A 14961-nucleotide genomic window follows, 5' to 3' on the forward strand; every position below is an offset into this window, starting at 1 on the left:
GACGTCGAAGGCGATGCAGGTCGGAATGCCCATCTTGCGCTGGACGATCGAGGCCACCGACGGAAAGGTCATGTCGGGCGTCGTCGTCGCCACCACGATCAGATCGACGTCGGCGGCCGTCCGGCCGGCGTCGCGCAGGGCCCGCTTCGACGCCTCCACCGCCAGGTCGCTGGTCGGCTGGTCGTCGCGCGCCTTGTGCCGCTGGCGGATGCCGGTGCGCTCGACGATCCACTCGTCCGAGGTGTCGACGATCTTCGCCAGATCCGCATTGGTGACGACCTGTTCCGGCAGAAAGGAGCCGACGCCGGTCACGGCGCTGCGAATGACGCTCACTGGGGAGTCTCCATGGCCGCATCCTGCGCGGCCGGCTGTTCAAGGACGACAGTTAGCCGGTTCAGGCTGTCGCTGACCTTCTTCAGATAGTCGCTCCGCGCCAGTTCGACAGCGATACGGATCGCATTTCCGTAGCCCTTGGCGTCGGCACCGCCGTGGCTCTTGACCACGATGCCGTTCAACCCGAGCAGCGGACCGCCGTTGACGGCGCTGGGATCGATCTTCTGGCGCATCCGCCGCAGCGCCGGCAGGGCCAGCAGGGCGCCTGCCTTGGCCGGCACGCTGGAGGTCAGCGCCTCCTTCATCAGCGCAGAGATGAACCGCGCGACGCCCTCGGCGGTCTTCAGCGCGATGTTGCCGGTGAAGCCGTCGGTGACGACTACGTCGACGGTCCCCTTGGCGATGTCGTCGCCCTCGACGAAACCCTTGTAGTCGAGGCCCAGTCCGCCTTCCCGCAGGATACGGGCGGCCTCGCGGACCTCCTCGTGACCCTTCATGTCCTCGGAGCCGACGTTCAGCAGGCCGATGGTCGCCCGGCCGCCGCCGTGCACAGCTGTATGGAAGGCCTCGCCCATGATGGCGAACTCGACCAGTTGCTCGGCGTCGCTTTCGATATTGGCCCCCACGTCCAGCACCGCGGTGATCCCGCGCAGCGTCGGCCAGCTGGCCACGATGGCCGGACGCTCAAGCCCGTGCGCCGACATCCGCAGAATCAGCTTGGAGATGGCCATCAGGGCGCCGGTGTTGCCCGCTGAGACGACGGCGCCGGCCTCGCCTGTCTTCACCGCCTCGATGGCGTTCCACAGGCTCGAACCCTTGCCGCGCCGCATCGCCTGGGCCGGCTTCTCGTCCATGGCCACGACCTTGTCGGTGTGCCGCACCTGGCAGACGTCCTCGGCCAGGGCGCATTTCGCCATCTCAGCGCGGATCGCCGCCTCGTCGCCGTGGAGCAGAAACCGCACGCCCTCGCCGCCATGGCGCCTGCGGTAGTCGCGCACCCCCGCCACCACGACCGGCGGGCCATGATCCCCGCCCATGGCGTCGAGCGAAATCAGAACTGGGGAAGACAAGCCGTTTCGACTCCGTCGCGCCGTCAGCCCGGCGCTCGTCTGGGGCGACGATAGCGCCGCACCGGGGGGATGCAACCGCGCCGCCGTTGCGTCAACCGTCGTCGGACGGCCGCAGTTGCTTCAGAACGGCGAAGGGCGAGATTTCGGTCGGCTCGGGTGGCTGAACGAACTCCGCCCCGGGCTTGCGGGGGAAGGGATCGAGCCGCAGGGCCAGTTGTTCGACGGCATACTGTCCGAGATCGACCTGCCCGCCCTCGATCGGATCAGGCGATTCGTCGTCCAGTGTGATGACGATTTCGTCGGAGGCGTCTTCCGCCGCTTCGGCGAGCGCGATGGTGAATGGCGCATCGATCTCCACCGGAAGAGGGTCGAGGGTGATGCCGCAAGTCTGGGCGAGGCTGGCCTTCACCCGTCCCGACAGTCGCCAGCCGCCGGGCGCCGGCGCGAGCGTCATCTCGGCGACGAAGGAAGCGAGAGAGGCGAGGTCCAACGCCCGGGCGATCCGGGCTCGGGCCGCGGCGTCAGGTTCCAGCCGCCGGGTCACGCCGGCCCCGACCTGATGCAGCCGAACCGGCTCGCTGTACGGAAGGTCCGGGCCGCTCATGATCTGATCTCCGCCCAGTCGGGGCTCGAAGTCACGCTCGCGAAGTCCTGCGCCGCCAGCCGGGCGCGACTGGCCAGGGCGTAGGCCGCCAGCGCGTCGCCGTCCGCCGGTTCGTCGCTCTCGAAGACATTGCGGGCCAGGCCGGCGGCCAGAGTCGCCGCGTCTCCCTCCCGGAGGGGCGGTTCATAGGCGGTCATGCGGCCGTACATGGCCTCACCCAGCTTGCGCATCTTCTTGCCCACCGAAATGTCGCCCACGCCGAGCTCCCGGAGCGCGTGATCCAGCGCTGACACATAGGTGTCGAACAGGGCTTGCGCCGCGTCGGCCCCGCGCTCGCCCTCATCGCGCAGCCGCATGACCAGCAGCAGCACGTGCAGCGTGTAGAGTTCGAAGCGGGCGTCGATCCGGTCGGCGACGCCCAGCGTCGTGTAGAAGGCGGGGTCGCGGGCCTGCCGCACCGCCAGTTCATACAGGGGCTGGCCCAGACGTTCGCGGGGACGGGTTCGGAAGAGATTCTGAAGCATGATCATGCGGCCCCTTTTCCGCCGCGCCGTTGAACTAAGGCTCGGGTCCGGTTAGGTCAAAGACCTTGTTCTCTCGCAGGCGCCGTCCATGCTCCGTACCAAGCTCCTCTTCGCTGCTCTCTCGGCCGCCGCGCTGACCGCGGCCTGCGCCCCCGTCGTGGGCCAGAACGGCTTCCAGGCCATCGACGCCAAGCCGGCTGACATCGTGGCGGGAACCGACACCAAGCAGACGGTGCTGACCAAGCTGGGCACGCCGTCGACGACCTCGACCTTCGAGCGCGACAACATCTGGTACTACATCAGCCAGGTGACCGAGAAATACACCTATAACCGGCCGCAGGTGACGCAGCGGACGGTGACCGAGATCAGCTTCAACGACGCCGGCCAGGTCGCCGAAGTCCGCACCCTCGGCCTGGACGACGGCCAGCGGATCGCCATGAACGATCGCGAGACCCCGACCCGCGGGCGTCAGTTGACCATCCTTGAGCAGCTGCTCGGCAACGTCGGCCGTGGCCAGCTGCCGCGCACCGACGAGGACGTGCCCGGCCAGCGCCGTCCCGACTAGAACCACGCCGCGCATCGTCAAACACGAGAACGCCCCGGAGATCGCTCTCCGGGGCGTCTTTCGTTGCGGTCCGCCGCGCCCGGGAGGACGCGGCGGACACAGGCGTCAGAAGATCTTTCCGCTCGCCAGCACCGCCAGCAGCAGCAGGGCCACGATGTTGGTGATCTTGATCATCGGGTTCACTGCCGGGCCGGAAGTGTCCTTGTAGGGATCGCCGACCGTGTCGCCGGTCACCGCGGCCTTGTGGGCCTCGGAGCCCTTGCCGTGGACGACGCCGTTGCGATCGGTGAAGCCTTCCTCGATCACCTTCTTCGCGTTGTCCCAGGCCCCGCCGCCCGAGGTCATGGAAATGGCCACGAACAGGCCGGTCACGATCACGCCCATCAGCATGGCGCCGAGCGAGGCGAACGCGTCCGCCTTGTCCGACAGGAACAGGATAGCCACGAACAGCACGATCGGCGACAGCACCGGCAGCAGCGACGGCACGATCATCTCGCGGATCGCCGCCTTGGTCAGGATATCAACGGCCCGGCCGTACTCCGGCTTGACCTCGTAGGTCATGATGCCGGGGTTCTCTCGGAACTGGCGACGCACCTCGGCGACGACCGATTCGGCCGCCCGGCCCACCGCCATCATCGACATGCCGCCGAACAGGAACGGCAGCAAACCGCCGAACAGCAGCCCGACGACGACGTAGGGATTGGTCAGATCGAAGGCGATCGGACCCATGTTGGCGAAGAACGGATACGCCTCGGGATTGGCCGAGAAGTACTGCAGGTCCGAGGTGTAGGCCGCGAACAGCACCAGCGCTCCGAGCCCCGCCGAACCGATGGCGTAGCCCTTGGTCACGGCCTTGGTGGTGTTGCCGACCGCGTCGAGGGCGTCGGTCGAGTGGCGGACTTCCGAGGGAAGACCCGCCATCTCGGCGATGCCGCCGGCGTTGTCGGTGACCGGTCCGAAGGCGTCCAGCGCCACGATCATCCCGGCGACGCCGAGCATGGTGGTGGTGGCGATGGCGATGCCGAACAGTCCCGCCAGCTGGAAGCTGGCGATGATGCCGACGATGATGGTCAGGGCCGGCAGGGCGGTCGCCTCGAGCGAGACGGCCAGACCCTGGATTACGTTGGTGCCGTGGCCCGAAACCGAGGCGTTGGCGACCGAACGCACCGGCCGGAAGTTGGAGCCCGTGTAGTATTCGGTGATCACGACGATCGCCGCAGTGACGATCAGGCCGACGAGGCCGGACCAGAACAGGTTCATGGCGGTGATAGGATCTCCGCCGATCGGGGTGACGACGGCGTTGTCCGGCAGCATCTGGTTGATGACCAGCCACAGGGCGCCGATGGACAGTACGCCCGTGACGATGAGACCCTGGTACAGGGCGCCCATGATGTTCTGCTTCTTGCCGAGACGGACGAAGAAGCTGCCGATGATCGAGGTGACGATGCAGACGCCGCAGATCGCCAGCGGCAGGAGCATCATGGTTTCGACATAGGGCAGGTCCCGGAAGAAGATCGCGGCCAGCACCATGGTGGCGACCGTGGTCACCGCATAGGTCTCGAACAGGTCGGCGGCCATGCCGGCGCAGTCGCCGACGTTGTCGCCCACGTTGTCGGCGATGGTCGCCGCGTTTCGGGGGTCATCCTCCGGAATGCCGGCCTCGACCTTGCCCACCATGTCGCCGCCGACGTCGGCGCCCTTGGTGAAGATGCCGCCGCCGAGACGGGCGAAGATGGAGATCAGCGAGGCGCCGAAGCCGAGGGCGACGAGACCGTCGATGACCTCGCGGCTGGTGCTCTCGAAGCCCATGCCCTCGGTCAGGAGGGCGTAGTAGCCCGCCACGCCGAGCAGGGCGCCGCCGGCGACGAACATGCCGGTGATGGCGCCCGAGCGGAACGCCAGATCCAGACCCTTCGACAGGCTCTCGGACGCGGCCTGGGCCGTGCGAACGTTGGCGCGGACCGAGATCAGCATGCCGGCGAAACCGGCCAGGCCCGACAGGACCGCGCCGATCACGAAGCCGAGGGCGGCCCACTGGCCGATCAGGAACCAGGCGGCGATCAGGATGACGACGCCGACCATGGCGATGGTCGTGTACTGCCGCCGCAGATAGGCCGAGGCGCCTTCCTGGATCGCGGCGGCGATCTCGCGCATCTTGTCGTTGCCGGTCGAGGCCTTCATCAGCGAGGCGGTCTGGACCAGTCCGTAAAGGACCCCCAGCGCGCCTGCGGCGATGACAAGCCACAGAAGATTATTCATGGCGTTTCCAAACCCTGTGTTTCTAGAGGCGCCCGGACCCTTGGCGCGGCGGGCGTTATTCGCCTCTGTCCGCCTTCCGGTCCCCCCGTGCGCACCGGACGCGAGTCTGCGCCCTTGGGGAAATGCGGCGGAAACGTGCCAAATGCGCCGGGGCGACGCAACAGGATTGGTGAACGGGGATCAGCCGGCCCGGACACCGGTGCGCCGTCGCGGCGCCTGGCTGATGACCTCGACCCGGGTAACGGCCCCGCGCCCGGCGATCGGGACGGCCGAGCGCATCAGGCTGGCGGACAAGGCGGCCGTGTCGACGCGGGTCCAGTCGTTCTCGACCACGAAGGGCGTCCGATGGCCCGCGCGCACCAGGGCGTCGCGCAGCCAGGCCTCCTTCGGCCGCATCGATTCGGGCGTCGCCGAGCCGCCGAGATGCAGGCGCAGCGAAACGAAGACGTAGTTGCGGATCCGGCCGCCGGAGATGATCGGCAGGCCCACGCCTGCGATCCCGAGGCTGGCCCCGGGCGTGGGTCTGTCGTCGGCCTTGGCGCCCGGAGCCGCTGCGGCGACAGGGAGGGCGATGGTGGCGGCGATCAGGTCACGGCGGCGCATGGATCCGAGAGTGCCGCACACGCCTTGAGATTTCGTTGTCAGCCGTGGGTGAAGCCGGGACGGTCAATCGGGATCGGCTGGCCGGCGAAGCGGGCGACCACCCCCTCCCCCGCCACGACCCGGCCGATCCGGGTGAGACGCAGGCGGCGCCGCTCGGCCTCCCGGCGCAGGGCGGCTTCGTCGGCGGGACGGGCGGTGAAGGCGATCTCATAATCGTCGCCGCCGGTGACGAGGCGTTCCAGAGCGGCCTGCTCATCCACCCGGCCGTCGAACCACGCCTGGCCCGCAGCGGAGCGGGGCGTGACCTCCAGATCGATCTCGATTCGCACTCCGCCCGCATCCGCCAAGTGCCCGAGGTCGGCGATCAGGCCGTCCGAGACATCGATCGAGGCGCTGGCGAAATCGCGTATCGCGCTGGCGAATTCCACCCGGGGCGTCGGGGCCCGATACTGTTCGATCAGGGTCGCGATCCGGTCCGGCTCCAGGCTCAACTTTCCCTGCGCCGCCTGCAGGCCCAGCCAGCCGTCGCCGATCGAACCGGTGACGAAAACCAGATTGCCCGGCCGGGCGCCTGCGCGTCCGACTATCCGGCCCTTGGGTGTCCAGCCGAGCAGGGTCATCGAGAAGCTCGCCGGCCCCGGCGTGACGACGGTGTCGCCGCCCAGCAGGGCGACGCCGAAGGCCTTCTGGTCCGCTCGCAGGCCATCGACGAAAGTCATCCGCTCGGGCCAGCCGCAGCGCTCCGACCAGTGGCAGGCCAGCAGATAGCCGAACGGCTCGGCGCCCTTGGCGGCCAGATCGGACAGGTTCACCCGCAGCAGCTTGCGGGCGACGGTGTCGAGCGGATCGGTGGGCAGGAAATGAACGCCCTCGACGATGGCGTCCTTGGTCAGGACCAGATCGTGCCCGGTCTTCGAGGGCACGACGGCCACGTCATCCTTCAGCCCCCTGCCCCACTCCGGGTGAGCGAGGGGCGCGAACAGGCGCCGGATGGTCTCGAATTCGCCGGCGACGTCGACCGCGGCCATCAGGTGGCGCGGGCGTCCCGGGCCACGCCATCCAGCGCGGCGTTGACAAATTTCGCCTCGGCGTCGTCGAAGAAGGCCTTGGCCAGCTCGACGTATTCGTCGATCACGATCTCCTTCGGCACGTCCTGCCGCTCGCGCAACTCCCAGGCGCCGGCGCGCAGCAAGGCCCGCAGGGTCGAGTCGAGCCGCTCCAGCCGCCAGTTGGAGGCCAGGCGCGCCTTGATCGACCCGTCGATGTCGCGCTGGCCCTCGACCACGCCGCGCACGATCTCGGCGAAATACGCCTCGTCCGCCTCGGCCAGCGGCTCGCCCTCGATGTCGGCGTCGAACCGGTGGTTGGAGAATTCGGTAATGACGGTCTCCACGCCCTCCCCGGCCAGCTCCATCTGGTACAGGGCCTGGACGGCGGCGAGGCGCGCCACGGTTCGGGCGCGGCGCTGCTTGCTGGTCAGCTGCGGCTCGGCGCGCTGCTTTTCGGCCTGGGCGAGTTGCTCGAGCACGGACTGGAGGCTGGCGGGTTCGGTCACGACGCCAGTCCTACGCGCAGCCGCTTGCGCAAGGCAATGAGGTCGAGACAGGCGCGCGCGGCGCCGCCGCCCTTGTCGCCCTCGCTGATCCGCGCCCGGGCCCAGGCCTGATCTTCGTCCTCGGTGGTCAGGATGCCGTTGCCGACGACCACGCCCTTGAGACCGAGCTGGGTGATGCCCGCCGCCGACTGATCGGAGACGATCTCGAAATGATAGGTCTCGCCGCGAATGACGCAGCCCAGCGCCACGTAGCCGTCATAGCGCGGCGCGGTCGGAAAACGGCCTGCCTCCTCGGCCAGGGCGATGGCGGTCGGGATCTCAAGCGCGCCCGGCACGGAGACGACGTCGAACTCGGCGCCCTGGGCGCGCAGGGCGTCCTTCGCCCCTTCCAGCAGGGCATCGGCCAGATCGTCGTAGAAGCGCGCCTCGACGATTAGGACGCGATACGGCTCGCTCACGATTGTTCTTCTCCGTCCATGTCGCGCCAGCCGACGATGCGCAGGCCGTAGCCTTCCAGCGCGGTGGGATTGGGGCGCGTGGAGCTCATCACGATCATGTCGCGGACCCCCAGATCGAGCAGGATCTGCGCACCGACGCCGTAGTTGCGGATGGAGCGGTCGACCGCCTTGGGCTTTTCAACGCCGGCCAGACGCTCGGCCAGTCCATGAAGCTCGGGATCGCGCAGGAAGACGGTGACGCCCGCCCCCGGGTGGCCGCTGATCGCCTTCAGGGCCCGCGGCACATAGTCCTGTCGCGCCTCGACGTGGCCGAGCAGATCGGCGGCGAAATCGACCTGGTGCATACGCACCAGGGTGGGCTTGCCCGGCTCGATCTCGCCCTTCACCAGGGCCACATGTTCGACGCCCTCAATGGCGTTGCGATACAGCATCAGCCGGAACGGCCCGCCGTGGATGCTTTCGAACGGCGTATCCATGACCCGCTCGACCAGACGCTCGGTCCGGCGGCGGTAGGCGATCAGGTCGGCGATCGTGCCTATCTTCAGACCGTGCAGCTGGGCGAAGGCGACCAGGTCCGGCATCCGGGCCATGGTGCCGTCTTCGTTCATGATCTCGCAGATGACGCCGGCGGGGGTCAGGCCGGCCATACGCGAGATGTCGACCGCCGCTTCAGTGTGGCCGGTACGGACCAGCACGCCGCCGTCGCGGGCGACCAGCGGGAAGACGTGGCCGGGAGAGACGATGTCGTCGGCGCCGCGGGTCGGGTCGGCGGCGACCTGCACCGTGCGGGCGCGGTCGGCGGCGGAGATGCCCGTGGTGACCCCTTCCTTCGCCTCGATGGAGACGGTGAAGGCGGTGCCCATGCTCTCGCGGTTCTCGGCCGACATCGGCGGCAGGCGCAGCTGGCGGGCCCGCTCGGCGGTGATGGCGAGACAGATCAGACCGCGGGCGTGGCGGGCCATGAAATTGATCTGATCGGGCGTGGCGAACTGGGCCGGGATGATGACGTCGCCCTCGTTCTCGCGGTCCTCGGCGTCGACGAGGATGTAGGGCTTGCCGTTGCGGGCGTCCTCGAGAATGTCCTCGATAGGACTGATCGGGCTGTCGTTCATGTTCGCGGCCAGTTGCATCACGCCGTCTCCTGCCACCGCGCGAGGTATCGCGCCAGCATGTCGATCTCGAGATTGACCGCATCGCCGGGATTCAGGCTCCCCAGCGTGGTGGCTTCCCGAGTGTGCGGGATGATGTTCACCTCGAAACGGCTGCCCTCGACCGAGTTCACGGTGAGCGAGACCCCATCGACGGTGACGGACCCTTTCGGGGCGATGTAGCGGTGCAGCGGCGCCGGCGCCTCGATATGGACCCGGTGCGAGCCGCCCTCGGGCTCGATCGCCACAACCCGGCCCAGCCCGTCCACATGGCCCGAGACGATGTGGCCGCCCAGTTCGTCGCCGAGCTTGGCGGCGCGTTCGAGATTGACCCTGTGACCCTCGGTCCAGTCGCCCAGACTGGTCTTCGACAGCGTCTCGCCCGACACCTCGACGGCGAACCAGCCGGGCCCCTTCTCCGTCACCGTCAGGCAGCAGCCGGCATGGCTGATCGAGGCTCCGAGGTCGATGCCGGCCGTGTCCCACGCGGTCTCGATCTCGTAGCGCCGATCGCGCTCGGTTTGCCGCACCGAGCGAACCCGTCCGATGTCTGTGACGATGCCTGTGAACATTCAGAGCCTCTCGTAGCGCTCCCACAGGTCGTCACCGCAAGGCTCGGCCGCAAGGCGCCGGAAGCGGCGCGCCTGCCCCAGCTCCTCGGCGGCGAGCGAGCCGACACCCGGACGTCCCTCCGAGCCGAGCAGGATGGGAGCGCGGAACCATTCGATCCGGTCGACGACGTCGCCGCGCAGGAAGCTGGCCGCGACATCCCCGCCCCCCTCGACCAGCAGGGAGACGACGCCCTTGGCCCGCAGCGCCGTCAGGGCGTGATTCAGCGAGACCCGGCCGTCCCGGCCGGCGTGAACCTGGAGGACCTCGACCCCGGCCCGGATCAGCGCCGGCGAGGGCAGCTGGACGGTTACGACGATCACGGGCGACTCGTGGGCCGAGCGGACCAGTTTTGAACCAGGGTCCAGGCGCTGGCGGCTGTCCATAACGATGCGGACCGGCTGGCGGTCTTCCAGTCCCGGCTGGCGGACGGTCAGCAGGGGGTCGTCGGCGATGGCCGTGCCGACGCCGATCAGGATAGCGTCATGGGACGCCCGCAGGCGGTGGCCCTCCGCGCGGGCGGTCTCGCCGGTGATCCACTGGCTCTCGCCGGCCGCGGTCGCGATCCGGCCGTCGAGGGAGGTGGCCAGCTTCAGGGTGACGCGCGGGCGCATCAGCTCCGCTCGTCGTCCAGACCCTCGTCGCCTAGGAATTTGGCGAAGTCGTTGGTGTGGCGGAAGTCCTTGTAGACCGAGGCGTATCGGACGTAGGCGACCTCATCGACCGACTTCAGAGCCTTCATGATGAAGTCGCCGACGGTCGAGGACGGGATCTCGGTTTCGCCGAGGCTTTCCAGCTGACGGGTGATGCGGCTGACCAGCTGTTCGATCTGCTCGGGCTGGACCGGGCGCTTGCGCAGGGCCACCGCCAGCGACCGCTCCAGCTTGTCGCGGTCGAAGGGCGTGCGGCGGCCGTTACGCTTGAGGATCATCAGCTCGCGCAGCTGAACGCGCTCGAACGTCGTGAAACGCCCGCTGCACTGCGGGCAGGACCGGCGGCGGCGGATGGCGGCGCCGTCGTCCGACGGGCGGCTGTCCTTCACCTGGGTGTCCGGATTTCCGCAGAAGGGGCATTTCATCGGCGGATCATCCGTAGATGGGGAAGCGGCGCGTCAGCTCGCGCACCTCGCCGGCGACGCGCTGCGACACCGCGGCGTCGGCCTCGTCCGTGCCCTGCATCGAGTCGATGACGTCGGCGATCCAGTGGCCGACCTGCTGGAATTCGGCGACGCCAAAGCCGCGGGTGGTGCCGGCGGGGGTGCCGAGGCGGACGCCGGAGGTGACGGTGAAGGGCGCGGTGTCGAACGGCACGCCGTTCTTGTTGCAGGTCATCAGGGCGTGTTCGAGGGCGGCCTCGGTGGCCTTGCCGGTGACGCCCTTGGGCCTGAGGTCGACCAGCATCAGATGGCTGTCGGTGCCGCCCGAGACGATGGCCGCGCCGCGCTCGATCAGCACGGCGGCGAGGGCCCGGGCGTTGTCCACGACCTGGCGGGCGTAGGTCTTGAACTCCGGTTTCAGCGCCTCGCCGAAGGCCACGGCCTTGGCGGCGATGACGTGCTCGAGCGGGCCGCCCTGCAGGCCGGGGAAGACGGCCGAGTTGATCTTCTTGCCGAGTTCGACGTCATTCGACAGCACCATGCCGCCGCGCGGGCCGCGCAGGGTCTTGTGGGTGGTGGTGGTGACGACGTGGGCGTGCGGCAGCGGGTCGGGATAGACGCCGCCGGCGACCAGGCCGGCGTAGTGGGCCATGTCGACCATCAGGTATGCCCCGACGCTATCGGCGATCTCGCGGAAGCGTTTGAAGTCGATGTGGCGGCTGTAGGCCGAGGCGCCGGCGAGGATCAGCTTCGGTTTCTCCTGCTCGGCCATCCGGGCGACGTGGTCGTAGTCGATCAGGTGGTCGTCCTCGCGAACCTTGTAGGTCACCGGCCGGAACCATTTGCCGGACTGGTTGGCGGGCGAGCCGTGGGTCAGGTGGCCGCCGCAGGCCAGGTCCATGCCGAGGAAGGTGTCGCCCGGGGTCAGCAGAGCCTGGAAGACGGCCTGGTTGGCCTGGGCGCCGGAGTGCGGCTGGACGTTGGCGAAGGCGCAGTTGAAGAGTTGCCTCGCCCGGCTGCGGGCCAGGTCCTCGGTGACGTCGACGTATTCGCAGCCGCCATAATAGCGGCGCCCCGGATAGCCCTCGGCGTATTTGTTGGTCAGGACGCTGCCCTGCGCCTCGAGCACCGCTTTCGAGACGATGTTCTCGGACGCGATCAGCTCGATCTGCTCCTGCTGGCGGCGCAGTTCGCCCTGGATGCCGCCGAAGATGTCCGGGTCGGCCTCGGCGAGGGACTTCGAGAAATAGGCGTCGTGGGTGAAGGCGGTCACTGCGGGTCCCCGGAATTGGCGGCGTTTCATTTAGGCCCGGGCGTCGGTAACCACAACATCTTGTGGTCAGCGCGTGGCCAGCGCCCGTTTCAGCTTGGCGAGGGCGATGCGTTCGAGGCCGCTGGGTTCGGCGACGGGACCGAGGGCGGAGACCTCGAGGCCGGTCGCGACGTGGACCGCCGAGCACTTCAGGTAAGGCCCGTTGCGGGTCATCTCGATGATGACTTCGCCCAGATCAGGACCCAGATCGGGCTCAGGCGACGGCAGGGAGGCGCGCCACGTTGCAGTGGGTCCAGAGCTTGTCCATGGCGGCGACGAGGTCGTCCATCATGGCGTCCGTGTGGTTCGGCGACGGGGTGAAGCGCAGGCGCTCGGTTCCCTTGGGCACGGTCGGGTAGTTGATCGGCTGGACGTAGACGCCGTGGTCCTCGAGCAGCATGTCCGAGATCATCTTGCAGTGAACAGGATCGCCGACGTGCACCGGCACGATGTGGCTCTCGGACGGCAGCACCGGGATGCCGGCGGCGGCGAGGCGGGCCTTGAGGGTGGCGGCGCGCTCCTGATGGGCGTCGCGCAGTTCCGGATGGGCCTTCAGGTGGCGGACCGAGGCCAGGGCCCCTGCCGTCAAGGCAGGAGGAAGACTGGTGGTGAAGATGAAGCCCGAGGCCCAGCTGCGCACGGCATCGACGATGACGGCGTCGGCGGCGATGTAGCCGCCCATGACGCCGATGGCCTTGCCGAGGGTGCATTCGACGATGTCGATGCCGGCCAGCAGGCCGTCGCGCTCGGCGACCCCGGCGCCGGTCGGGCCATAGAGGCCGACGGCGTGGACCTCGTCGAGGTAGGTCATGGCGCCGTACTTCCGGGCCAGTGCGATCGTGCCGGTCAGGTCGGCGATGTCGCCGTCCATCGAATAGACGCTCTCGAAGGCGATCAGCTTGGGCGCGTCGGCGGGCGCGTCGCGCAGCAGGGCCTCAAGGTGTTCGAGGTCATTGTGCGCGAAGATGTGCCGCTCGCAGCCGCCGTTGCGGATGCCGGCGATCATCGAGGCGTGGTTCAGCGAATCGGAGAAGACCACCAACCCCGGCAGGATGCGCTGCAGGGTGGTCAGGGTCGCCTCGTTGGCGACGTAGCCGGAGGTGAAGAGGAGCGCGGCTTCCTTCTGGTGCCAGCTGGCCAGCTCGGCCTCGAGGTCGACCGCCGAGCGGGTCGTGCCGGAGATGTTGCGGGTCCCGCCGGCGCCGGCGCCGGCCGCGTCGATCTCCGCCTGCATGGCCTCGAGCACCGCCGGATGCTGGCCCATGCCCAGGTAGTCGTTCGAGCACCAGACCACGACCTCCTGCTCCGAGCCGTCGGCGCGGCGGCGGACGGCCTTGGGGAACTCGCCGCGCACGCGCTTCAGGTCGGCGAAGACGCGGTAGCGCCCCTCGCTCTTGACCTGTTCAACGGCGGTCTGGAATGCGGCCTTGTAGTCGAACAAACCTGCGGCTCGTCTGGTGTGGTGGACAGGCCGGGTTTTGCGCCCCGGGCCGGCGAAAGTCTATCAGCCGCGCCGGTTAAATCGTCGCAACCTTCTAATTGATAACGGTTCTCAGGTCAGTTCGTGCTCAGCCCTTGGGGAGCTCGTCCAGCTTGCCGCGGAGTATCTGCAGGATGGCCGAGAAGTCGCGGCCGCCGTAGCCGAGGCCGTTGAACATCTGGAACAGGGCCTCGGTCTGGGCGCCGAGCGGGGTTGTGGCGCCGGATTTGGCGGCAGCGTCCTGGGCCAGCTTGAGGTCCTTGAGCATCATGGCGGCGGCGAACCCGCCTTCGTAGTTGCGGTTCGACGGCGCCGTCGGCACCGGGCCGGGCCACGGATAATAGGTGGTGACGCTCCAGCTCTGGCCCGAGGACTTGGCGACGATGTCGAACATCTTCACCGGGTCGAGGCCCAGCTTCTCGGCGAGGCCGATGGCCTCGCAGGTGCCGAGCATGGTGATGCCCAGAATCATGTTGTTGCAGATCTTGGCCGCCTGCCCCGCCCCGTGGTCGCCGGCGCGGAAGGTGGCGCGGCTCATCGGCTCCAGCGCCGCCTCGATCCGGGCGAACTCGGGCTCGTCGCAGCCGACCATGAAGGCCAGGGTCCCGGCGTCGGCGGCCATGGTCCCGCCCGAGACGGGGGCGTCGGCGAAGGCGTAGCCGGCCTCCTTGGCCAGGCCGGCGACCTTTCGGGCGGTGTCGACGTCGATGGTCGAGCAGTCGAGCAACAGGGCGCTGGTCGGGGCGTGGCCGATGACCTGTTCGCTGTAGACCTTGAGCACGTGCGGGCCGGCGGGGAGCATGGTGATGACGACGTCGGCGTCCTTCACGGCCTCGGCGACGGAGCCGACGGGTGTGCAGCCGTGTCCGGCGGCGCGGTCGAGCGCGGCCTGCGACAGGTCGAAGGCTAGGACCTTGTGGCCGGCCTTCGCCTGATTGGCCGCCATGCCGCCGCCCATGTTGCCGAGGCCGATGAAGGCGATGGTCCGGGTCATGGCGTCTCTCCCTGAGTGTTGTTGGCCGTCGGATTAGCGGGTCGCAGGCACGGGCGCCAGACACGGGTGTTCGGCTTCCGGAGGCGGGAGCCACGGAAGGATGGGGAGGGCGCGGGACAGCCGGGCCTCGCCCGGTGCTATTGTGTTGTTACCGTTTCGACGAGACAGGCTGTCCCGCGCGGCCGTTTTCCACACGCCCTCCGACTGGCGGCCCTGCCTTCGGGCCTTTGACGGATCACGCGGCGGCCGCCTTGCGACGACCGACGCGGGGGGGCCTGCCGCCGCGACTGCGACGTCCTCAACCCCGCCAGAAGCGCGCGGCGAGCAAGCAGAGGCCATCCATCGACCTCC

At 68.7% G+C, this 14961-nt stretch carries 16 protein-coding genes and 2 pseudogenes; 1 reads left to right on the plus strand and 17 read right to left on the minus strand.

The annotated features are described in order from the left end of the window. From VEC04_RS10815 to VEC04_RS10830, 4 genes and pseudogenes are all read right to left on the minus strand, one after another. Positions 1-333, minus strand: a pseudogene (locus VEC04_RS10815) (3-oxoacyl-ACP synthase); the annotation flags it as partial. Beyond that, positions 330-1403 (minus strand): phosphate acyltransferase PlsX, encoded by a 1074-nt coding sequence (plsX, locus tag VEC04_RS10820; protein ID WP_324776691.1) that lies wholly within the window; start codon positions 1401-1403, stop codon positions 330-332. The gene plsX and the pseudogene VEC04_RS10815, both read right to left, overlap by 4 nt. A 91-nt stretch (positions 1404-1494) precedes the next feature. Further along, complete coding sequence (locus VEC04_RS10825; RefSeq protein ID WP_324776693.1) at positions 1495-2007, minus strand: DUF177 domain-containing protein; 513 nt, start codon at positions 2005-2007, stop codon at positions 1495-1497. Next, positions 2004-2537, minus strand: coding sequence for a ubiquinol-cytochrome C chaperone family protein (locus VEC04_RS10830; RefSeq protein ID WP_324776695.1), 534 nt, complete (start codon positions 2535-2537; stop codon positions 2004-2006). The genes VEC04_RS10825 and VEC04_RS10830 overlap by 4 nt, the downstream gene beginning before the upstream one ends. A gap of 82 nt (positions 2538-2619) precedes the next feature. Between VEC04_RS10830 and VEC04_RS10835 the strand changes: the two genes are divergently transcribed. Then, positions 2620-3096, plus strand: a complete 477-nt coding sequence (locus VEC04_RS10835) for an outer membrane protein assembly factor BamE (RefSeq protein WP_324776697.1) — start codon at positions 2620-2622, stop codon at positions 3094-3096. A gap of 105 nt (positions 3097-3201) precedes the next feature. Here VEC04_RS10835 and VEC04_RS10840 read toward each other — a convergent pair whose 3' ends face one another. The 13 genes and pseudogenes from VEC04_RS10840 to mmsB all read right to left on the minus strand — a co-directional run. Further along, positions 3202-5355, minus strand: a complete 2154-nt coding sequence (locus tag VEC04_RS10840) for a sodium-translocating pyrophosphatase (protein ID WP_324776699.1) — start codon at positions 5353-5355, stop codon at positions 3202-3204. 180 nt (positions 5356-5535) lie between these two features. Further along, positions 5536-5958: a hypothetical protein gene (locus VEC04_RS10845; RefSeq protein ID WP_324776701.1), complete on the minus strand. Its 423-nt coding sequence runs from the start codon at positions 5956-5958 to the stop codon at positions 5536-5538. A 38-nt stretch (positions 5959-5996) separates the two neighbouring features. Further along, entirely contained in the window at positions 5997-6986 is a 990-nt protein-coding gene (gene thiL, locus VEC04_RS10850) for a thiamine-phosphate kinase (RefSeq protein WP_324776703.1), read from the minus strand. Then, on the minus strand, positions 6986-7513 hold the full coding sequence (gene nusB / locus VEC04_RS10855; protein ID WP_324776705.1) for a transcription antitermination factor NusB: 528 nt from the start codon (positions 7511-7513) through the stop codon (positions 6986-6988). The genes thiL and nusB overlap by 1 nt, the downstream gene beginning before the upstream one ends. Beyond that, entirely contained in the window at positions 7510-7974 is a 465-nt protein-coding gene (gene ribH, locus VEC04_RS10860; protein ID WP_414642671.1) for a 6,7-dimethyl-8-ribityllumazine synthase, read from the minus strand. The genes nusB and ribH overlap by 4 nt, the downstream gene beginning before the upstream one ends. Next, positions 7968-9101 (minus strand): 3,4-dihydroxy-2-butanone-4-phosphate synthase, encoded by a 1134-nt coding sequence (gene ribB / locus VEC04_RS10865; protein ID WP_324776709.1) that lies wholly within the window; start codon positions 9099-9101, stop codon positions 7968-7970. The genes ribH and ribB overlap by 7 nt, the downstream gene beginning before the upstream one ends. Next, positions 9101-9691, minus strand: coding sequence for a riboflavin synthase (locus VEC04_RS10870; RefSeq protein WP_324776711.1), 591 nt, complete (start codon positions 9689-9691; stop codon positions 9101-9103). Before VEC04_RS10870 ends, ribB begins: the two co-directional genes overlap by 1 nt. Beyond that, positions 9692-10342, minus strand: a complete 651-nt coding sequence (locus tag VEC04_RS10875) for a RibD family protein (RefSeq protein ID WP_324776713.1) — start codon at positions 10340-10342, stop codon at positions 9692-9694. Next, the gene (gene nrdR / locus VEC04_RS10880; protein WP_324776715.1) at positions 10342-10806 is read right to left on the minus strand and encodes a transcriptional regulator NrdR; all 465 of its coding nucleotides are present in this window, start codon (positions 10804-10806) and stop codon (positions 10342-10344) included. The genes VEC04_RS10875 and nrdR overlap by 1 nt, the downstream gene beginning before the upstream one ends. 7 nt (positions 10807-10813) lie before the next feature. Continuing rightward, complete coding sequence (gene glyA, locus VEC04_RS10885; RefSeq protein ID WP_324776717.1) at positions 10814-12127, minus strand: serine hydroxymethyltransferase; 1314 nt, start codon at positions 12125-12127, stop codon at positions 10814-10816. Positions 12128-12163: 36 nt separating this feature from the next. Beyond that, a complete protein-coding gene (locus tag VEC04_RS10890) occupies positions 12164-12364 on the minus strand; it encodes a DUF6898 family protein (protein ID WP_414642672.1) in 201 nt (66 codons plus the stop codon). Then, entirely contained in the window at positions 12351-13577 is a 1227-nt protein-coding gene (gene hemA / locus VEC04_RS10895; protein WP_324776721.1) for a 5-aminolevulinate synthase, read from the minus strand. The genes VEC04_RS10890 and hemA overlap by 14 nt, the downstream gene beginning before the upstream one ends. A 127-nt stretch (positions 13578-13704) precedes the next feature. Beyond that, a pseudogene (gene mmsB, locus VEC04_RS10900) lies at positions 13705-14622 on the minus strand (3-hydroxyisobutyrate dehydrogenase); the annotation flags it as partial. Positions 14623-14961: the final 339 nt, after the last annotated feature.

Origin of the sequence: Brevundimonas sp. (assembly GCF_035626535.1) — a bacterium.
In the GTDB taxonomy this organism is placed as follows: domain Bacteria; phylum Pseudomonadota; class Alphaproteobacteria; order Caulobacterales; family Caulobacteraceae; genus Brevundimonas.